Here is a 20600-nt window from a genome sequence, read left to right as displayed (position 1 = left end):
ACACGGCGATTCCGGGCGTTCCGCCCCTTAATCGTGCAGTGAGGGCAGGCCGCGCAGGCTTGCAAGCCCCGGAATCCGGCCCATCTGACGCCGGAGGCCGACCATCGACGACCGAGCCACGGGAAAGGCGCCGACATGAGCCTCGACCTGCGCCTCTCGCGCAGCCAGATGCGACTCCTCCAGATCGCGGTCAGCGTGACGCTGCTCGCGGTGCTGTGGCACGCGGTCGACGGCGCCGAGGCCGCGCGCACCCTGGCGCGCGCCGATCCGTTCTGGCTTGTCGCAGCCTGGGTCATGCTCAGCGTGCAGACGCTCCTGTCGGCGCTGCGCTGGCGGCTGACGGCGGCACGGCTCGGGCAGCGCTTCTCGGTCGGCAAGGCCGTGTCGGAGTACTACCTCGCGCAGATCGTGAACCAGTCGCTGCCGGGCGGCATGGTGGGCGATGCGGGCCGCGCCGTGCGCGCGCGCCATCAGGCGGGGCTCCTGCGCGCGAGCCAGGCGGTGGTGTTCGAACGTCTCGCCGGGCAGGTCGCGATCTTCTCCATCATGGCCGTGACCTTTGCCGTCACCTACCTGCAGCCCGGCGGGTTGACCTGGCCGCTCTGGGTGCGGTCCTTCGTGGTGCCGTTCATCCTCGTGGGGCTCTGCGCGCCCGTGGTGTTCTGGCTGACCGCGCTCCTGCCCGGCCCGCAGAAGCGCGCGCTCGACGATCTCTGGTACGCGCTGTCGGTGTCGCTCCTCGCGCCGCGGGTGCTGCCGTGGCAGGCGCTCCTCAGCGTGGCGACCGCGGCGTGCAACCTCGCGGCCTTCGCGTTCTGCGCCCGTGCCATCGGGACCGAGCTGCCCATCGCGGCGATCCTGGGCCTCGTGCCGCTCATCCTCTTCACCATGCTCATCCCGGTCTCGATCTCGGGATGGGGCCTGCGCGAGGGGGCGGCCGCCGCGCTCTTCCCGGTCGCGGGCTTCGCCGGCGCCTCGGGACTCGCCACCTCGGTGGCCTTCGGGCTCGTCTTCGTCGCCGCCGTCCTGCCGGGGCTCATCCCGATCCTCGGACGCCGCTCGCACGGCCGCGGCGAGGGCCGGTCGTCCGCCGGCGACGCGCGCGCCCGCGGAAAGGGCTGAGCCGCAGGCATCATCCCGCCCGCGAACCCGCCGTGCCCGCACCATTTTTCGCGCATGTCTCTGGCGGACGCAAAAACGGCGTTTTTGGATCATCGCCGGACCGCCGCCTGTCGCAAATGGGAACCATCGGAAACGTCCGATTCCGTTTTCACAGGGTGTGCCCATGCTCCGCGACGCCGACGTCCTCTCGCTTCTCCTCAGCCGCAAGCCGGCCCATTCGCTGGCCCGCGAGTTCTACACCGATCAAGGCGTCTACCAGACCGACCTCGAGCGCATCTGGTATCGCGACTGGCTGATGACCGCGGTCTCGGCCGAGCTGCCCAAGGCGGGCAACTACGTGACCCGGCAGGTCGGCGAGTATTCCGTGATCGTGGTGCGCGGCAACGACGGCGTCGCGCGCGCCTTCCACAATTCCTGCCGCCACCGCGGCAGCCGCATCTGCTCGGCCGCCAAGGGCACCAATCCCAAACTCGTCTGCCCCTACCACCAGTGGACCTACGAGCTCGACGGCCGGCTGCTCTGGGCGCGCGACATGGGCCCTGACTTCGACGCCTCGAAGCACGGGCTGAAATCCGTGCATTGCGAGGAGGCGGGCGGGATGATCATGATCTGCCTCGCCGACATCGCGCCCGACTTTGCCCCGTTCCGCGCGCAGGCCGAAGCTTATGCCGGCCCGCACGAGCCCGCGAAGCTCAAGGTCGCGCACCAGTCCACCATCGTCGAGCAGGGCAATTGGAAGCTCGTGATGGAGAACAACCGCGAGTGCTATCACTGCGCGGGCAGCCATCCCTCGCTTTGCCGCACCTTCCCCGAGGATCCCAAGGTGTTCGGCACCAACCCCAAGGAACAGGCGCCGGTGCTGCGCGACCACATCGCGAAATGCGAGACCGCCGGCATGCCGTCGCAGTTCGTGGCGGCACCCGACACGCAGTGGCGCTTCGTCCGCATCCCGTTCCTCGGCAACGCCGCGTCCTACACGATGGACGGCAAGCCCGCGGTGTCGAAGCGGGTCGGCCGCGTGCCCTTCGACGACGCGGGCTCGTGCCTGATGTACCACTACCCCTCGAGCTGGGACCACTTCCTGTCGGACCAGGTGCTGGTCTTCCGCATGAACCCGATCTCGCCGATGCAGACCGAGGTCACGACCACCTGGCTCGTGCATGCCGACGCGGTCGAGGGCGTGGACTACGACCTGCAGCGGCTGACCGAGGTCTGGATCCACACCAACGACGAGGACCGGGCCATCGTCGAGGAGAACCAGCGCGGCGTGAACTCGCCCGCCTACGAACCCGGGCCCTACTCGGCCCAGCACGAATCCGGCGTGATCCAGTTCGTCGACTGGTACGCCGACACCATGATCCGCCGGCTCACCGGACGTGGGCTCATGGCCGCGGAGTGACCGGATGATCCCGATGCCGAAAGAAGACGCGCCCGTCTGGACGGACGCGGAAGTGCTCGAATGCGTTCTTGTGGTGCCCGAGGCGCCCAACGTGAAGACATTCGTCTTCCGCCCGCCGTCCGGCGCGCGCTTCTGGTTCCGCGCGGGACAGTTCATCACCCTCGACCTGCCGGTGCCGGGCGGGAACGTGCAGCGCACCTACACGATCTCGTCCTCGCCGACGACCTCGGCCTTCATCACGGTCACGGTGAAGGCCCAGAAGGACAGCATCGGCACCCGCTGGATGCTCGACCACCTCGAGCCCGGCATGCGGATCAAGGCCTACGGGCCGGCCGGGCTCTTTCACCTGCCGCCGCAGCCCGACGGCAGCTACCTGTTCATCTCGGCCGGCTCGGGCGTCACGCCGATGATGTCGATGGCGTCGTTCCTCTGGGAACGCGGCGAGGATCCCGACATCGCCTTCGTGCACTGCGCGCAGTCGCCGCAGAACATCATCTTCCGGCACAAGCTCGAATACATGGCGAGCCGGGTGTCGGGGCTGAAGCTGCACTTCGTGGTCGAGCAGGACGACCCCTACACCGTCTGGACGGGCTATCGCGGCCGGTTCAACTCGCTGATGCTGGGCCTCATGGCGCCCGACTACCTCGACCGCGACGTCTATTGCTGCGGGCCCGAGGGGTTCATGGAGGCGGTGCGCGAGATGCTGATCTCGCTCGGCTACGACATGAGCCGCTACCACCAGGAAAGCTTCTCGGCCCCGGCGGAAAGCAAGGCGGAGCTGACCGAGTTCGACGACCTCGTGCCCGACGACACCGCGCAGTCCGAGGTGGTGTTCGCGCGCGCCGGCGTCACGGCGTCGTGCTTCGAGACCGACACCGTCCTCGGCGTGGCCAAGGCCGCGGGGCTCAACATCCCCTCCGGCTGCACCTTCGGGCTCTGCGGCACCTGCAAGATCCGCAAGACGGCCGGAGAGGTGCACATGGTCCACAACGGCGGCATCAGCGAGGACGACATCGCCGCGGGCTACATCCTCGCCTGCTGCTCGAACCCGATCGGCCGGGTCGAGGTCGAGGTCTGACCGGACGCCCGGGACCGCGGTCGGCCGCGAGGGGCCAGCCCCTCGCGCTCCCCGGGATATTTCCGCCAAGAAGAAGAAGGGCAGGGCGCCGGACCGGCGCGCCCGTCAGGCGTCCGGCGCGCCGATCCCGCGCAGGAACACCGACAGGCCGAGCTCGAACCGGGCGGTGACCGCGTCCCAGTCGGTCTCGAGCGCCGGGTCGACCAGCCGGTCGAGCGGCGACGGGCGCACCATGTCCGCAAGCAGGGCCGCCGCCGCCGCTGTGTCCGCGACCCGCGCCTCGCCGCGCGCATTGGCGCGGTCGAGCTCGTCACGGATCATCCGCCGCACCTGCGGCAGCCCGCGCGCGAAGATGCGCCGCGCCATGTCCGGCCGGTCCGGCGCCTCGGCGACGATCGTGCGCAGGATCGCGAAGGGCAGGGCCAGCGACCGGGTGGCGGCGGACGGCGCCAGCAGCAGCCGCAGCCGGGCGGCGAGCGGCAGCGCCTGTTCCGCCGCGCTCAGCGGGTGCACGGTGCGGCCGATCTGCCGCTCGGTGAACGCCTCGAGCAGCGCGGCGCGGTCCTCGAACGCGGCATAGAGCGTGCGTTTGGACATGCCGGCCTCGGCGGCGACCGCCGCCATGGTGGTGCCCGCCATGCCGGAGGCCTCGAACACCGCCTCGAGCGCGTCGAGGATCCGGTCGCGCCGGTCGGCGCTGCCGAGCGTGGGGGGACGGCCACGCCGCGGCGTCGCCCTCGGATCGGTCGGACAGGTCATGGCTCTCACCTCGCGCGGCTGTCATCGCGCCCATCTGTTCATCGGCGCAATCGCTGCTATGTCGCCTCCGAAACGTGGCGGGTGGTCGCCGGCGCGGAAGCCGCTTGCGGCCGGCCGCGCCCGGACTTAGGAAACCCGCAAGTTTTATAACTATCGCACGCGTCGGCGCGCAAGGTCGCCGTCGCGGAAAGGGTCGGGACATGGTCGGGACAAGCAGGATCGGGCGCGGTGTCGCGCGGATCGTGGCGCTGGCGGCATCGTGCGCACTGGCGTCGCCCTCGCTGGCACAGGGGCAGGGCGGCGAGGCGCCGCCGCCCGCGGTCGAGGTGGTCGAGGTCGCGCCCGAGACGGTGACGCTCACCGCGACGCTGCCCGGACGGGTCGCCGCGCTCGACGAGGCCGAGGTCCGCCCGCAGGTGGCCGGCATCATCGTCGAGCGGCTCTTCCGCGAGGGCGGCCGGGTCGAGGCGGGCGACGTGCTCTACCGGATCGACCCCGCGACCTACGAGGCCTCCCTCGCCGAGGCGCGCGCCTCGGTCGCGCAGGCCGAGGCACAGCTCAACGCGGCCGTGAAGGAGGCCGAGCGGCTGCAGGCGCTGCAGAGCCGCAACATCGCGAGCCAGCAGGCGCTCGAGGATGCCGTCGCCGCCCGCGACAGCGCCGAGGCGGCGCTGCAGCTCGCCGAGGCGCGCCGCGCGCAGGCCGAGATCGAGCTCGACCGCACCAACGTGACCGCGCGGCTCTCGGGCGAGATCGGCTTTTCCATGACCTCGCCGGGCGCGCTGGTGACCACCGGGCAGGCGGAGCCGCTCGCCACGATCCGCAACATCGACCGCGTCTACGTGGACGTGACGCAGTCGGCGGCCGAGATGCTGCGCTGGCGGCGCGGCCAGGCGATGTCCGATCTGGGCGGCGACGCCGATGCCCGCGAGGTGCGCCTGCGCCTTGCCGACGGCGCCTACTACGAGGAGACCGGCACGCTGACCGCGGCGGAACCCTATGTCGATCCGCAGACCGGCGTCGTCGTGCTGCGCATGAGCTTCGACAATCCCGAGAAACTGCTGCTGCCCGGCATGTACGTGCAGGTCGAGATGCCCACCGCGACCGAGGACGGCGTGTTCCTCGTGCCGCAGGAAGGCGTGGTGCGCGACCGCCGCGGCAACCCGCAGGCGATGGTGGTCACCGCCGGGGACACGGTCGAGGCGCGCCCGCTCGAGATCCTGCAGAACCAGGGATCGCACTGGGTGGTGACGGACGGGCTGTCCGACGGCGACCGGGTCGTGGTCGCGGGATTCCAGCGGATCTCGCCGGGCGCCACCGTGACCCCGCAGCTCCGCGGCGCCGAGGCGGGCGGGCCCGACGGGGGCGCGCCGGAGGCCGCCGCCGCCGATGACGGCGGGAACACGGGCGGCGACGGCGACGACCAGCCCGCCGGATCCGCCGCCGCGGCCCCGGCCGACGACTGACGCCCCCAGAGCGAAAGGCCCCTCTCCATGGCGCGCTTCTTCATCGACCGTCCGGTCTTCGCCTGGGTCGTCTCGATCCTCATCATGGGCGTGGGCGTCCTGTCGGTCTTCAACCTGCCCGTCGCGCAATATCCCCAGATCGCGCCGCCCTCGGTCAGCGTGAACGCCACCTATCCCGGCGCCTCGGCCGAGACGGTGGCGAACACCGTGACCGAGGTGATCGAGCAGAACATGACGGGGCTCGACGGGCTGCGCTACATCTCGTCGTCCTCGACCTCGGCCGGGTCGACCTCGATCACGCTGACCTTCGAGACCGGGACCGACCCGGACATCGCCCAGGTGCAGGTGCAGAACAAGCTCGCCCAGGCGACGCCGCTCCTGCCCGAGACGGTGCAGCGCCAGGGGGTTCAGGTCGAGAAGTCCTCGGCCGGCTTCCTCATGGTGGTCGCGCTGATCTCCGAGACCGGCGCCTACGAGAACGTCGACCTCGCCGACTACATGATCACCAACCTCGTGGACGAGCTGTCGCGGATCGAGGGCGTGGGATCGGTGCAGGTCTTCGGGGCGCAGTACGCCATGCGCATCTGGCTCGATCCCGGCAAGCTCCTTGCCTACAACATGACGCCCGAGGACGTGGTGGCGAAGGTCGGCGAGCAGAACACCCAGATCTCGGCGGGCTCCTTCGGCGCGCGCCCCGCGATCGACGGGCAGATGCTGAACGCCACCATCACCGCGCAGTCGCTGCTGCGCACGCCCGAGGATTTCCGCCAGATCGTGCTGCGCGCCCAGACCGATGGCGGCCTCGTGCTGCTGGACGACGTGGCCCGGGTCGAGATCGGCGCGGCGAACTACGCGACCATTTCGCGCTTCAACCAGAACTCCTCCGCGGGGATGGCGATCAGCCTCGCGCCCGGGGCCAACGCGCTCGAGACCGCAGAGGCAGTGAAGGCGCGGATCGAGGAATTCGCGCAGTTCTTCCCCGAGGGGATGGACTACGTGATCCCCTACGACACGACGCCCTTCGTCGAGATCTCGATTGAGGAGGTGGTCAAGACGCTGATCGAGGCGATCATCCTCGTCTTCCTCGTGATGTACCTCTTCCTGCAGAACCTGAGGGCCACGATCATCCCGACCCTCGCGGTGCCGGTGGTGATCCTCGGCACCTTCGCCGTTCTGGCGGCGGCCGGGTTCACCATCAACACGCTGACCATGCTCGCCATGGTGCTGGCCATCGGCCTTCTCGTCGACGACGCCATCGTCGTGGTCGAGAACGTCGAGCGCATCATGGAGGAGGAGGACATCGGCCCGCGCGAGGCCACCCGGAAGAGCATGGGCCAGATCACCGGCGCGCTCATCGGCATCGCGCTCGTGCTGTCGGCGGTGTTCGTGCCGATGGCGTTCTTCCCGGGCTCGACCGGCGTGATCTACCGCCAGTTCTCCATCACCATCGTCTCGGCGATGACCCTGTCGGTGGTGGTGGCGCTGACCCTCACTCCGGCGCTCTGCGCGATCCTGCTCAGGAAGCCGACCCATGACCGCCGGCGCGGCGTCTTCGGCTGGTTCAACCGCGGCTTCGACAGCACGCTCGGCGGCTACGCCAAGAGCGTGGGCTACATCGTGCGCCGGCCGCTGCGCATCCTGCTGATCTATCTCGGCCTCGGCGCGGCGGTCGTGTTCCTGTTCCTGCGCACGCCCACGGGGTTCCTGCCGGAAGAGGACCAGGGGCTCCTGTTCACGCTGATCTCGCTGCCGACCGGCGCCACCGCGGAACGCACGCTCGACGTGGTCGAACAGGTGGAATCGCATTTCCTCGAGAACGAGCAGGGCGCGGTCGATTCGGTCTTCGGCGTCGTCGGCTTCAGCTTCGGCGGCCAGGGGCAGAACAACGGCCTCGCCTTCGTGCGGCTCAAGGACTGGGACGAACGCGGTCCCGAGGACAGCGCGCAGGCGGTGGCGGGGCGCGCCTTCGGCGCCTTCAGCCAGATCACCGACGCGCAGGTCTTCCCGATCGTGCCGCCCTCGGTGCCCGAGCTCGGCAACGCCTCCGGCTTCGACTTCTACCTCCAGGCCCGGGGCGGGCAGAGCCACGAGGATCTCGTGAACGCCCGCAACCAGGTGCTGGGACTGCTGAACCAGTCCCCGATGATCGCCTCGGCGCGGCCCTCGGGGCTCGAGGACGCGGCGCAGTACAACATCGCCATCGACTGGCGCAAGGCGGGGGCCATGGGCGTGTCGGCGCAGAACGTGGGCAACCTCTTGTCCATCGCCTGGGCCGGCCGCTACGTGAACGACTTCGTCGACGAGGGCCGGGTCAAGCAGGTCTACGTCCAGGGCGAGGCCGGCACGCGGATGCAGCCCTCGGACCTCTCGCTCTGGCGGGTGCGCAACGAGGCGGGCGAACTCGTGCCGTTCTCGAACTTCGCCGAGGGCAGCTGGACCTACGGACCGCAGGGGCTCTACCGCTACAACGGCGTGCCCTCGATGCAGATCCAGGGCTCGCCCGTACCCGGCGTCTCCTCGGGCGAGGCGATGGCCGAGGTCATGCGCCTCGTGGACGAGAACCTGCCGCCGACCTTCGAGGTGGCGTGGACCGGCCTCTCGCTCGAGGAACAGGAAAGCGGCAACCAGGCGCCGCTGCTCTACGCGCTCTCGCTCGCGGCGGTGTTCCTGTCGCTCGCGGCCCTCTACGAAAGCTGGGCGATCCCCTTCGCGGTGATGCTCGCCATGCCCATCGGCGTCCTGGGCGCGCTGCTCGGCGCGTTCCTCGGGGGCTACGAGAACGGCGTGTTCTTTCAGGTCGGGCTCCTGACCGTGATCGGCCTGACCGGCAAGAACGCGATCCTGATCGTCGAGTTCGCCCGCGAACGGGTCGAGGCAGGCGAGGGTGTGATCGCCGCGGCGGTCGACGCCGCGCGCCAGCGCTTCCGCCCGATCATCATGACCTCCATGGCGTTCAGCCTCGGGGTGGTGCCGCTGGTGCTTTCCTCGGGCGCGGGCGCCGCGGGGCGCAATGCCATCGGCTTGGGCGTGCTGGGCGGCACGCTGTCGGCGACGGCGCTGGGCGTCTTCTTCGTGCCGCTTTTCTTCGTGGTGATAGAGCGGCTGGTGCGGCGCGGCCGCGGCAAGGCCACGGAGGGCAGCACGCAGCGTGCGTGACGCGCGACGGGCGGTCGGCGGGAACCCTCGCCGGCCGGCGCGCCTTTCAGGCGCAGGCATGACGGCGGACGGAGGGTGTCGTGAGGTTCGGTCCGGTTCTGATGTTTCGGGGGCTCGCGGAGCGGTCCGTCCGGCTCGCGGCCCTCGTGGTTCGCGACGACGACAGCCGCCCGCCGGCCCTGACCGCGGGCGGGCGCTCGCACCCGGCGCTCCGGCTCGCCACCGTCGCGGGCCACGGCGTCTGGCGCTACGACTTCGCGCTGCCGCTCGGCACCGTGTCGGATTACGGCCTTGCCGGGCGGACCCACCGCGTCGACACCCGCTACGAGGGTGACCTGCACGTGGGCTTCGTCTCCTGCAACGGCGAGGAGAACGGCGACCTCGACCGCGACGCGGACGAACGCAACGCCATGTGGCAGCGGCTGCGCGCGCAGCACGCCACGCGGCCGCTGCACGTCCTCTTGCATGGCGGCGACCAGGTCTATGCCGACGAGGCGACGGACGGCCACCGGCTGAGCGACGGCTGGCCCGACGAGCTGCCGGAGACCGCCGCCCCCGCCGATCTCGACGACCTGCGGCTGCACCTGCGCGAACGGTTCCTGCACCGCTACGCGATCACCTACGCCGCGCCGGGCTTTGCCGAGCTCGCGGCCGAGGTGCCCTCGCTCATGATGTGGGACGACCATGACATCTGCGACGGCTGGGGCTCGCTCGGCGACGTCGAGCGCACGGCCATCGGTCAGACGCTGTTCCGCACCGCGCGCGAGGCGTTCCTGCTCTACCAGCACGCCGCGACCGATGACGACGTGCCCGACCTCTTCCTCGATCCCGAGGGCCTGTCGCTCGGTTTTCGCCGCGACCTGCCGGGGCTGACGATCCTCGCGCCCGACCTGCGGTCGGAACGCACCCGGGCCCGCATCATGGGCCCGAACGGCTGGGACCGGTTCGATGCCGCGCTCGCGGACCTGCAGGAACGCGTCTTCCTCGTCTCGAGCGTGCCGCTCCTCGGCCCCCGCCTGTCGCTGGTCGAGCGGCTGATGCAGCTCACCCGCCGGATGGAGCGCTACGAGGACGACCTGCGCGACCAGTGGCAGAGCCGCGCGCACCGGGCCGAGTGGGCGCGGATGCTGCGCCGGCTGATCGACGTCGAGGCGCGGGGCCACCGCGTCACCGCGATCTCGGGCGAGATCCATCTCGCCACGCGCGCGACGCTCGATACCGGCCGGCCCGAGCCCCTGCACCAGCTGGTGGCCTCGGGCATCTCGCACCGCGCGCCGCCGCGCCTCTATGCCATGACGCTCGGCACGCTCGCGCGCTTCGGCGAGGCGCCGATCCCCGAACATCCGATCCGCATCGCGCCGCTGCCCGGGCAGCGCCACAACTACACGGCGGAACGCAACTACCTGACGCTCGCGCGGAAGCGCGGCACGTGGTCGGCGCGCTGGGATCTCGAGGACAGCGGCACCACCGGCTGGCTTTCGATCTGAGCGGCGCGCCGCGCGGGGGTCGGGCAGCGGTCTTGCCCGTTGCCGCCCGGCAGGTCACAGTGCCGAAAACGGGCAGGCGACGGAGCGGACGGATGCAGGTTTCACGGCGATGGATCACCCTCGCGGGCGGCGCGGCGCTGCTGGGCGGATGCGGCGGCGCGGCCATCCCGCGCGCGGGCGGCGGCGGCAGTGCGCCCGACCCGGCGCTGCGGCCGGTGCCGAACGCGGGCTGGGACGCGTGGGTCGCGTCCTTCCGCGGCCGCGCGGGGGCGCAGGGTCTGTCGGGGGCGACGCTCGACGCGGGGTTCCGCGACGCGGGCTACCTGCCGGGCGTGGTGGAGCGCGACCGCGCGCAGACCGAGTTCACCCGGACGCTCGAGGATTACCTCGCCATCGTCGCCAACGAGACCAAGGTGCGCGACGGCCGCGCGCGGCTCGCGGCCAATCGCGGCCTCCTCTCCGAGATCGAGGGCCGCTACGGCGTCCCGGCCGAGGTCGTGGCCGCCGTCTGGGGCATGGAAAGCAATTACGGCACCCGGCGTGGCGACATCCCGGTGGTCTCGGCCACCTCGACGCTCGCCTATGACGGCCGCCGCGGCGCCTTCTTCGAGGATCAGCTCATCGCCGCCCTGCGCATCGTCCAGCGCGGCGACGTGCCTGCGGATCGACTCGTCGGCAGCTGGGCCGGTGCCATGGGCCACACGCAGTTCATCCCCACCACCTACCAGGCCTATGCCGTGGATTTCCGCGGCGACGGTCGGCGCGACATCTGGTCCGACGACCCGACCGACGGGCTCGCTTCGGCCGCGGCCTACCTCTCGGCGTCGGGCTGGCGGCGCGGCGAACCCTGGGGACAGGAGATCACGGCCGCGAATCCCGGCAGCGGCGGGCAGGTGATCCAGCCCGAACCGGGCGGCCCGAGCTTTCGCGTCTTCCGCAATTTCGACGTGATCAAGCGCTACAACAACTCGACCAACTACGCGATCGGCGTGGGCCACCTGTCGGACCGGCTCGGCGGCGCGGGCCCCCTGCGCGGCGGCTTCGCCCCCGACCGCTACGGGCTGACCATCGACGACCGGCGCGAGATCCAGACCCGGCTGAACGCGCAGGGCTACGATGCGGGCACGCCCGACGGCGTGATCGGATCGGGGACCGAGGCGGCGATCCGGGCCTGGCAGTCGGCGAACGGCATGGCGGTCACGGGCGAGCCGTCGCAGGCGCTTCTTGCCGCGCTGCGCTAGCGCTCAGCCGAGATAGACCTGGCCGGGCGGGTAGCGCACGCGGGCGACCGTGTGCGTGGCCAGGAAGAAGCCCAGCGTCAGCGGCCCCACCCGGCCGAAGAACATCACCGCCATGATGATGCAGCGCCCGGTCGTGTCGAGCTCGGGCGTCGCCCCCATGGACAGCCCCACCGTCCCGAGCGCCGAGGTGACCTCGAAGGCGAGATGCAGGAACGACCCGTCATGGCTGATCGACACCGCGAAGATCGACAGGAACACGATCAGCATCGACGCCGTGGTCAGCGCCATGACCTTCATCACCTCGTCCACGCCGAGCGACCGGCCGAAGCAGTGCAGCTCGCTCTCGCGGCGGACGAACGCGATGGTGGCGAGGATCAGGACGGCGAAGGTCGTGACCTTGATGCCGCCCGCGGTCGACGTCGACCCCGCCCCGATCAGCATCAGCGTCATGGTCATGAGCGCGGTGGAATCGTGCATCTCGCCCGTGTCGATGGTGTTGAACCCCGCCGTGCGCGGCGTCACCGCCTGGAACCACGCGGCCATGAGACGTCCGCCGACGCTGTCGATGGCGCCGAGCGTGCCGGGATTGGTCCATTCGAGCGCCGCGAACATGATCCAGGCGAAGACGATCAGCACCGCCGTGCCCACGAGCATGATCTTGGAATGCAGGCCGAGGCGCCGCCAGCGCCGCTTGCGCTGCAGGTCCGACAGCACGATGAACCCGAGCCCCCCGGTGATGAAGAGGACGGGCACCACCACGTTCACCACCGGGTCGAGCGCGTAGCCGATGAGCGAATCCGACCAGAGCGAGAAGCCCGCGTTGTTGAACGCCGACACCGCGTGGAACACTGCCGCCCAGATCCCCGGCCAGAGCCCGTGATCGGGCACGAACACCGTGGCCAGCACCACCGCGCCCGCCGCCTCGCAGCCGAGCGACACGACGAACACCGTGCGCACCAGCATCAGGAGGTCGCCGATATTGCTCTGGTTCAGGTCCTCGCGCAGCATCAGCCGCTGTCCGAGTCCCACCTGCATCCCGAGCGCGCTCAGCACGAAGACCGCGAAGGTCACGAGCCCGAGCCCGCCGAGCTGCATCAGGATGACGATCACCGCCTGCCCGAAAAGGGTGAAGTCGGCGCCGGTGTCCACCACCACGAGCCCCGTGACCGTCACCGCCGAGACCGAGGTGAACAGCGCCTCGACCCAGCCCACGTTCGCGTTGCTCGAGATCGGCGCCCACAGGAGCAGTCCGCCGATCACCGCGAAGATCAGGTAGAAGAACGCCAGCAGCGCGGGCGGCGAGGCCCGCATCACGCGGTACCGGACGCCCGCCCTGGCCCCGATCAGCGCCATGTCAGAGGCTGGAGGCGAAGCGGCGCAGATCCGCGCGCTTGCCGAGCAGCAGCAGCAGGTCGTCGCTCTGGAAGGTGCAGCCCTGCCCGTCCATGCCCAGGAACTCGGTGCCGCGCATCACGCCCACGCAGCGCAGGTCGTAATCCTCGCGGTGCGGCAGCTCTTCCAGCGTCTTGCCCTCGAGGCTTTCGGGAATGCGGAAGTTCACCACGTAGAACCCGTTGCCGAGGCTGATGTAGTCGCGGATCAGCGGGTTGTGCAGCACCTGCGCCACGTGCTGGCCGACCTCCACCTCCGGGTGGATGATCCGGTCGACGCCGAGCCGCGACAGGATGCGGTGATGGGTCTTGGTGCGGGCCTTGGCCCAGACCGTCTCGACCCCCACGAGCTTGAGGTTGATCGCGGCGAGGATCGACGCCTCGAGGTCGGACCCCATGGCGATGAGCGCGACGTCGCAATCGCCCATGCCGGCTTCCTTCATAGCCTTGTCGTCGCGGGCGTCGACGATCATCGCCTGTGCCAGCTCGTCGGCATGGGCGGACACGCGATCCTTGTCCGTGTCGATGCCGATCACGTCGTTGCCGAAACGCGTGAGCTCCTTCGCCACGGTCGATCCGAAATTTCCCAGCCCGATGACGCCGAAGGTGCGGCTCTTCTCTGCCATGGCGCAACACGCCTCCTGATCACTGCGGCGTCACGTAGGCCGCCCGATGCGCACAGACAAGCACCGGCGCGTCTCCGCGGTTCCGCTCACGGCAGCGGTTTCGTGCGGTAGAGGCGCACCTTGAGACCCCCGTGCGGCACCGGCGGGCCGGGCGGCAGGAACGGCAGGCCCGTGGCGCGCGCGAGCCCCGGCTCGCTGGTGACGATGCCGACGCGCCAGCCGCGGAAGCGCGCCTTCAGAACCTCTCCGAACGCGCCGTGCAGCGCGAAGAGAAGCTTCTTGTTGCCGATCCGCCCGCCATAGGGCGGGTTCGCGACCACGAGCCCCGGCGGCCCCTCGGGCGGAACGATGTCGCCGACCGCGCGCCGCTCGAAGAGGCAGGCGGCGCCCACGCCCGCCCGCGCCGCGTTGGCGGTGGCGGACTGCACCGCGCCCTGGTCGCGGTCCGAGCCGTAAAAGCGCACGGGCCCCGGCGCCTCGGCCGGACCCGCGCCGCGCATCCGGGCGAAGGCCGCGGCGTCGAAGCTCGCCAGCGTCTCGAAGGCGAACGCGCGCGACCGCCCCGGAAGCAGGCCCGCCGCGATCTCGGCCGCCTCGATCGGGAAGGTGCCGGAGCCGCACATGGGGTCGAGCACCGGCCCCGTCCCGTCGAAGCCGCAATCGCGCAGGAATGCCGCCGCCAGCGTCTCGCGCATCGGGGCCTTGCCCACGGCTTCCTTGTGGCCGCGGCGATGCAGCGGCTCGCCGCTCGTGTCGAGGCTGAAGGTGCACATGTCGCGCTCGATCCGGACCTTCAGCACCAGCGACGCCTGCGGGTCGATGGTCGCGCCAAGGCTCTCGCGCAGCGCCGTCTCGATCCGCTCGGTCGCGGCGCCCTGGTGATAGATGCGCGACTTGCGGCACGTCGTCTCGACCCGGATCGGCACGTCCGGGCGCAGCGTGTCGGACCAGGGGAATTTGCGCGCGCGCTTGTCGAGCTGCGCGAGATGCGCCACCGGAAAGGCGCCGATCCGCACCAGCACGCGCACCGCGCCGCGCAGCGACAGGTTCGCGCGCCAGACCTCGGGCCAGCCGCCGCGCAGCGTCACGCCGCCGGGCGTGGTGTCCGTGACGTCGAAGCCCTGCGCCTGCGCCTCGGACGCCAGCGCCGCCTCGAGGCCGGGGGCGCAGACCGCGAAGAGTTCCAGGTCGCTCACAGCCGGCCGCGCGCCGTCAGCATGACCGCGATGGGCCGCGTCGCCTGCACCTCGGCCAGCACGATCACGAGGCTCGCGGTCAGCGGTACGGCGAGGATCGCGCCGGCGATGCCCCAGAGCGCGCCCCAGAAAGCCAGCGCCAGCAGCACCACCGCCGGCGAGAGGTTGAAGGTCCGCCCCATCAGCCGGGGCTCGAGCACAGCGCCCACGTAGACCTGCGCGAAGGTCAGCGTCACCAGCGACACCACCGCGAAGCCGAACGACCCCGACTGCACGAGGCTCAGGATCACCGGGAAGATCACGCCGATCAGCGACCCGAAATAGGGGATGTAGTTCAGGAAGCCGATCAGCACCGCCCAGAACACGGCGAACTCGACCCCGATCGCCCACATGATGACGAACGAGATAGCGGCCAGCACCACGTTCACGAAGGTCTTGACCAGGAGGTAGTCGCTCACTCGCCCGTTGATGCGGTTCATCAGGTCCACTGCCTTGGCGCCGCGGCGCATGCCGCCGAGCGCGATGGTGATCTTGTCTGCGAACTGCACCCGCTCCGCAAAGAAGAACGCGGCGTAGAGCACGATCAGGAACAGCGACGTGCCGATCCCGCGGATCTGGTTGGCGAGCGGCGCGATGTAGCTGGCCACGTCGATCTGGCCCAGCGTGTTGTCGCGGACGATCTCCCAGTTCGGTTCGTCCTCGATCCCGAGCATCGTCGCGCCGCGCGCGACCAGACGGTCGAGGTTCTGCTCGTAGCCCGGGACCGCCGCGATCACGCGGTTGAAGTTGACGACGATCAGCACGAACAGCATCACGATGCCCGCGGTGAAGAGCAGCAGCACCAGCGTCCGGAGCGCCCAGAGCGGCAGGTGCCCGAGCAGCGGCACCCGCGTCAGCGCCGTCGCCGCCGCCGACAGGACATAGAGCGAGATGACCGCGGCGAGCACGGGCAGCAGGATGGGCTTGCCCATCCAGAAGAGCCAGCCCAGCATGATGGCGAGGGCCGTGCCGTAGGTGATCGTCGCGAGTCGCATGTCCGCGTCACGTTAACCAGATGCCGGAACGCGGCGCGAGTGCCCTTTCACGCGCCGATCGCCACGAGGTGGTTGTCCCAGCTCAGGCCGTCATGCGCGGCGAGCGGCGCCACATCCCGGCCGACGGCCACGATGCCGCCGAGGCCGTCCGTCGCGGTGAAGCCGCCGGGCGCAGGCGCCAGCCCGCAGACGTCGCCCCGCCGGTAGGGGGTGACCGCCCCGGTCGCCACGTCGAACCGGTGCAGCCGTCCGCCCCTGGGCGAGGTGATCGCGACCGACCGCCCGTCGCCCGAGAACGCCACCGAGCCCGCGTAGCCCTGCATCGCCATCTGCTCGCCCAGCTCCGCCGCGAGCAGGACCGGCTCATGCCCCCGCCGCGCGAGCCCGAGGAGCGGCACCGCATCGCCGGGCTCTCCCTGCCATTGCATGGCGAAGGCCACCGTGCCGTCCGGCGCCTGCGCGAGGTGCCGGATCGAGTTCCGGTGCAGGTCGGGCGCCAGGACCACCGCGTCCAGCAGGTCGCCATCCGGCGTGATCCAGGCGAGCGAGGGGCGCATCGTGTCGATGTTGAGCTTCTCGCGCCCGGTATCGGGATGGGTGCGGATGCCGCCGTTCGCCACCGCCAGCACGTCGCCGTCCATGCGCAGGATGTCGTGCGGCCCGATCCCGTGGCTGCGGATCTCGCCGATCCGCGCATAGCCCTCGCGCCGCGACCAGAGCCCGATGCGGCCCTCGCCGGTGTCGATCTCGTTCTCGGTGGTGCAGAGCACGTCGCCCGCCGCCACGAACGCCCCGTGGCCGTAGAAATGCCGCCCCGCCGGTGCCTCGAGCCGGTGCGCCACGCGGCCCCGCGCGCAGTCGATCACCAGCGCGAAGGTGCCCGGCCGGCGCGCGAAGGCCACGGCCTCGGGCGCGTCGGGATGCGCCGCCGCCGCGTGGCCCCGCGCGGGCAGCGGGATGCGGAAGATGCGCGCGCCCGCCGCGTCGAGTCCGTAGAGAGCGTGGCCGCCGTCGCGGTCCCGCGCCGCACCGAGATAGGCGGGGTTGCCCGCGTCGGCCCAGGACAGCGCCGGCGCCGTCGACGCCGCGAGAAGCGTGGCGAGGAACGTCCTGCGCGTGGTCATGGTCCTCAATCCCCGTCCGACGCGTTGAAGCCCGCCGAGACGCCCAGCGGCACGCCGATCTCGTTCGCCGCGGCCTCGCCGATCGCGCGCACCTCCTGCGCCAGCTGCTCGACGCGCAGCCGCCGCGCCGGGTCCGCGACGCTCGAGAGGTCGGCGCTGTCGATCCGCGATGCGGTTCCCAGCGCCGCGTCGAAGGCCGCGTCGGTGTCGGGGATGGGGCCCGGCGCCAGCGTCCGCGCGAGATCCCGCAGCGCCTCGAGCGACAGGACCGCGTTCCTGAGGCTCCGCGCCGACCGTCGCGCCTCGGCCCGTTCCGGCCGCGGGTCGTCGTAGCTGCCGAGCGGCAGTCCCAGCCGCTGGTCCGCGGTGAACGCGATCCCGGTCACGAGCGCGGTGTAGAACGCCTGCCGCGCTTCCCGGGTGCTGAGATAGGTGTCATTGTCCGCGGCCCCGGCCGAGGTCAGCAGCGCCGCGTGGTCTTGCCAGTCCGCCGCGATGCCGGCGGCCATCCGGTCGATGTCACGCGCCTGCGCGACCGCCAGCCGGCAGGCATAGCTGTCGTGCCCGTAGCCCGCGTCCGGCCCGTAGAGCACCTGTTCCATCCCGAAGAACCCGCGCGCCGCGATCGACACCTCAGCGAAGGCCGCCGGGTCGTCCACCGCCGCGTCCCCGTCCGCCGCGAGCCCGACGAGCGTGCGCGGGATCATCCCCCGCGTGTCCGGCCAGAACCCGAGCGTCAGCGCGCGGCTCTCCGTCTCGAGCGGGCCGAAGCGCAGGTGCGCGAGTCCCAGCCACGCGTCGAACGCCTCGTTCCAGGCGGGCCGCAGCGCCTCGGCCGTGCAGTCGGCCTCGGCCGACGCGGCAAGCGCGTCCGCGGCGCGGGCGAACCGGTCGGCGGCAGGCAGCGCGTGGTCGCGCACCGCCTCTGGCACGCCCGCCGCAAGCGGCGTCGCCAGGCAGAGACACAGGGTCAGGACGGCACGCATCAGAGGCTCTCCAGGTAGCGGATCAGGGCGGCGCGGTCGGCGGGCGGCATCTCGGTCACGCGGGTCTTCGCCGCCTCCGCCTCGCCGCCGTGCCACAGGATGGCCTCGAGAAGCGACCGCGCCCGCCCGTCATGCAGGTAGCGCTCCTGCCCGGTCACCGTCCGGGTCAGCCCGATCCCCCAGAGCGGCGGCGTGCGCCATTCGCGCCCGGTCGCGCGCCCCTCGGGCCTCCGGTCGGCCAGCCCCTCGCCCATGTCGTGCAGCAGCAGGTCCGTCATCGGCCAGATCAGCTGGAAACTCTGCTCGGGCTGGCCGTCGAGGCGCGCGGTCACGAATTTCGGCCGGTGGCAGGACGCGCAGCCGCTTTCGTGGAACATGCGCTTGCCGCGCAGGACCTGCGCGTCGTCCACGTCGCGCCGCGCCGGCACGCCGAGGTTCCGGGAATAGAACGTCACCAGGTCGAGCCCCTCGGCATCCACCTCGGTGCCGCGCGCGTCGCCGTCGCCGTGCGGGGCGGACAGGCAGGCGGGCTGGCCGTCAGTGCAGTCGCCCGCGCCCGCCGGGAACAGCGGCGACGAGATCCCGAGATCCCCCGCGAAGGCCGCTGCCGCCTGCTCGCGCACCGTGGCCGCGCCCGCCTTCCAGCCGAAGCGGCCCAGCATCGGGCGATCGTGCTCGACCGACCACACCACCTGCGCGCGCCCCGAGATGCCGTCGCCGTCCGCATCCTCCGGATCGGCTCGCGCGAGGATGTCCTCGGCCGGGATCGCCTCGAGCAGGCCGAGCCCGATCATCGGCGGCGCGAGCCGCAGGCTGGTCATGACGTCGTCGCCCGGCGGGCCGTAGCTCGGCTCCGCGATCTCGACGGAGGGCGCGCGCAGGCTCGCGCTCTCGCCACCGGACAAGGCCACGGGCATCTCCTGCCAGGTCACGCGGACCTGCCCCTCGGCCCTCTGTCCCGCCACCGCGAAATCCTGCAGCTGCCCGCCATAGACCGGATGGGGATCGGTGCGCGCCGGCGTCCCCTCGCGGCCCGCGAGGAACCGCTCGATTTCCGAGGAAGGCGCGCCGGCGTTCCCCGGCACCGACAGCCGCATCAGGAGGCCGCTGCCCCCGGGGCCCTCGCCGTCCGGCATCACGCCGCGGCCGTCCTTGATGTGGCAGCGCTGGCAGGACCGCGCGTTGTAGAGCGGGCCGAGCCCGTCCGAGGCAAGCGTCGAGGACGGCGCGGAGACCCAGAGCTTCTTGAAGAGGCCGTTGCCCACCTTGAAGTCGAGTTCGCGCTCGAACGGCATGTTCGCGGAGGATTGCGAGAACGCGTCGGCATTCGTGCGGGCGCGCACCGTCGCGGCGCCCGCCGGGTTCTCCTCGAACCGCTCGGGCGCGTCGAACCGGGTCGGCGCGGCCACGACGTCCGCGATCCGCGCGCGTTCCTCCGCCGTGCGCGGCACCACGTCGAGATGCGGCGCCGCGAGGAGGTCCGGCGCCTCCGTGGCACCGGCGCCGGCGACGGCGGTAAGGCAGAGGGTCAGGGACAGCAGGGCGGAACGGGTCGGCACGCTCGGGCTCCGGTCAGGGGCGGAGGATGTGCCGGGATCTTCCACGTATTCCCGAGTATTTCAATCGGAAAAGACGTGGCCGGAAAAGGCGCGGGCGCCCCCAGCGGGGCGCCGGCGCGTGTCGTTCACTCGGTCTCGTTCGCCGGCGTCGCCTGCAGGAGCGCGTACCGCTCCTCGCCCAGCTTCGCGAAGAGGTCGAGCTGCGTCTCGAGGTAGTCGATATGGCCTTCCTCGTCCGCGATCAGCTCCTCGAAGAGGTTCTTCGACACGTAGTCGCCCACCTTCTCGCAATGGTCGCGCGCCTCGATGTAGAGATTGCGGGCGTCGTGCTCGGCGGCGAGATCGGATTCGAGCGTCTCCTTCAGCGTCTCGCCGATGCGCAGCGAATCGAGCTTCTGAAGGTTCGGATGGCCCTCGAGAAAGATGATCCGCTCGATGAAGCGGTCGGCGTGGTGCATCTCCTCGATCGATTCCGCGCGGCTCTTAGCGGCGATCTTGCCGTAGCCCCAGTCCTCCTGCAGGCGGTAGTGCAGCCAGTACTGGTTGACCGCGGTCAGCTCGCTGCGGAGCCCGCGGTTGAGGTAATCGATGACCTTATCGTCGCCCTTCATGTCGTATTCCCTTGTTTCGCGTGTCTGGCTCGACCGCGCGGCGCAGGCCGCGCAGGTTGGCTGGCACTTCGAAACTATCGCACGATTTCAGGGTGTCCATGAAGACCGGAAGGCAGCCGCCGCAATCGGCCTTCTTTCCGAGCGCGCGGTAGACCTTGCCGGGCGTGACGATCGTGTGGGGATCGGCGGCGCGCATCCAGTCGACCGCGGCGCGGATGTCGCGGTCGCTGATCGACATGCAGTGACAGACAATCATGTGCCGGTCTTCCTTTCCTCCGCCTCCGCGACTCGGGAACGTCGCCGCGGATGTCCTCGCCGAATACTTGAGCGAAAGGATCGGGAAAAGAAAGGCCCTATCGGAAATC

17 protein-coding genes are annotated in these 20600 nt (G+C 70.9%); 7 read left to right on the top strand and 10 right to left on the bottom strand.

What is annotated here, in order from left to right:
* Window positions 1-135 precede the first annotated feature (135 nt).
* The 3 genes from RISW2_RS15720 to RISW2_RS15710 all read left to right on the top strand — a co-directional run bounded on the left by RISW2_RS15720 (window position 136) and on the right by RISW2_RS15710 (window position 3599).
* Complete coding sequence (locus RISW2_RS15720) at window positions 136-1122, top strand: lysylphosphatidylglycerol synthase transmembrane domain-containing protein (RefSeq protein WP_051492085.1); 987 nt, start codon at window positions 136-138, stop codon at window positions 1120-1122.
* A gap of 163 nt (window positions 1123-1285) precedes the next feature.
* Complete coding sequence (locus RISW2_RS15715) at window positions 1286-2521, top strand: aromatic ring-hydroxylating oxygenase subunit alpha (protein WP_043773042.1); 1236 nt, start codon at window positions 1286-1288, stop codon at window positions 2519-2521.
* Between the two features lie 13 nt (window positions 2522-2534).
* On the top strand, window positions 2535-3599 hold the full coding sequence (locus RISW2_RS15710) for an FAD-binding oxidoreductase (protein WP_211238711.1): 1065 nt from the start codon (window positions 2535-2537) through the stop codon (window positions 3597-3599).
* 105 nt (window positions 3600-3704) lie between these two features.
* Here RISW2_RS15710 and RISW2_RS15705 read toward each other — a convergent pair whose 3' ends face one another.
* On the bottom strand, window positions 3705-4358 hold the full coding sequence (locus RISW2_RS15705) for a TetR/AcrR family transcriptional regulator (protein ID WP_043773039.1): 654 nt from the start codon (window positions 4356-4358) through the stop codon (window positions 3705-3707).
* 200 nt (window positions 4359-4558) lie between these two features.
* Here RISW2_RS15705 and RISW2_RS15700 point away from each other — a divergent pair, with 200 nt between their 5' ends.
* The 4 genes from RISW2_RS15700 to RISW2_RS15685 all read left to right on the top strand — a co-directional run bounded on the left by RISW2_RS15700 (window position 4559) and on the right by RISW2_RS15685 (window position 11708).
* Entirely contained in the window at window positions 4559-5824 is a 1266-nt protein-coding gene (locus RISW2_RS15700) for an efflux RND transporter periplasmic adaptor subunit (protein WP_084615434.1), read from the top strand.
* A gap of 27 nt (window positions 5825-5851) precedes the next feature.
* A complete protein-coding gene (locus tag RISW2_RS15695) occupies window positions 5852-8980 on the top strand; it encodes an efflux RND transporter permease subunit (RefSeq protein ID WP_043773036.1) in 3129 nt (1042 codons plus the stop codon).
* Between the two features lie 80 nt (window positions 8981-9060).
* Entirely contained in the window at window positions 9061-10467 is a 1407-nt protein-coding gene (locus RISW2_RS15690) for an alkaline phosphatase D family protein (protein WP_043773034.1), read from the top strand.
* 92 nt (window positions 10468-10559) lie between these two features.
* Complete coding sequence (locus RISW2_RS15685; RefSeq protein WP_043773032.1) at window positions 10560-11708, top strand: lytic murein transglycosylase; 1149 nt, start codon at window positions 10560-10562, stop codon at window positions 11706-11708.
* A gap of 3 nt (window positions 11709-11711) precedes the next feature.
* Here RISW2_RS15685 and RISW2_RS15680 read toward each other — a convergent pair whose 3' ends face one another.
* The 9 genes from RISW2_RS15680 to RISW2_RS15640 form a co-directional block, all read right to left on the bottom strand.
* On the bottom strand, window positions 11712-13061 hold the full coding sequence (locus tag RISW2_RS15680) for a TrkH family potassium uptake protein (RefSeq protein ID WP_244437590.1): 1350 nt from the start codon (window positions 13059-13061) through the stop codon (window positions 11712-11714).
* A gap of 1 nt (window position 13062) precedes the next feature.
* Window positions 13063-13725, bottom strand: coding sequence for a potassium channel family protein (locus RISW2_RS15675; protein WP_043773030.1), 663 nt, complete (start codon window positions 13723-13725; stop codon window positions 13063-13065).
* An 86-nt stretch (window positions 13726-13811) separates the two neighbouring features.
* Complete coding sequence (locus RISW2_RS15670) at window positions 13812-14921, bottom strand: THUMP domain-containing class I SAM-dependent RNA methyltransferase (RefSeq protein WP_043773029.1); 1110 nt, start codon at window positions 14919-14921, stop codon at window positions 13812-13814.
* Entirely contained in the window at window positions 14918-15955 is a 1038-nt protein-coding gene (locus tag RISW2_RS15665; RefSeq protein ID WP_051492083.1) for an AI-2E family transporter, read from the bottom strand. The genes RISW2_RS15670 and RISW2_RS15665 overlap by 4 nt, the downstream gene beginning before the upstream one ends.
* Window positions 15956-16002: 47 nt before the next feature.
* Window positions 16003-17079, bottom strand: coding sequence for a DUF1513 domain-containing protein (locus RISW2_RS15660; RefSeq protein ID WP_043773027.1), 1077 nt, complete (start codon window positions 17077-17079; stop codon window positions 16003-16005).
* A gap of 5 nt (window positions 17080-17084) precedes the next feature.
* Complete coding sequence (locus RISW2_RS15655) at window positions 17085-18065, bottom strand: imelysin family protein (RefSeq protein ID WP_043773025.1); 981 nt, start codon at window positions 18063-18065, stop codon at window positions 17085-17087.
* Window positions 18065-19624 (bottom strand): di-heme oxidoreductase family protein, encoded by a 1560-nt coding sequence (locus tag RISW2_RS15650; protein ID WP_425277792.1) that lies wholly within the window; start codon window positions 19622-19624, stop codon window positions 18065-18067. The genes RISW2_RS15655 and RISW2_RS15650 overlap by 1 nt, the downstream gene beginning before the upstream one ends.
* A 125-nt stretch (window positions 19625-19749) precedes the next feature.
* Window positions 19750-20235 (bottom strand): bacterioferritin, encoded by a 486-nt coding sequence (gene bfr / locus RISW2_RS15645; protein WP_043773023.1) that lies wholly within the window; start codon window positions 20233-20235, stop codon window positions 19750-19752.
* Window positions 20219-20491 (bottom strand): (2Fe-2S)-binding protein, encoded by a 273-nt coding sequence (locus RISW2_RS15640; RefSeq protein WP_043773022.1) that lies wholly within the window; start codon window positions 20489-20491, stop codon window positions 20219-20221. The genes bfr and RISW2_RS15640 overlap by 17 nt, the downstream gene beginning before the upstream one ends.
* Window positions 20492-20600: the final 109 nt, after the last annotated feature.

The organism is Roseivivax isoporae LMG 25204 (genome assembly GCF_000521865.1).
GTDB classification, from domain to species: domain Bacteria; phylum Pseudomonadota; class Alphaproteobacteria; order Rhodobacterales; family Rhodobacteraceae; genus Roseivivax; species Roseivivax isoporae.
Note: the sequence above shows the minus strand (reverse complement) of the source record. Positions and strands in the feature narration are given on the sequence as shown.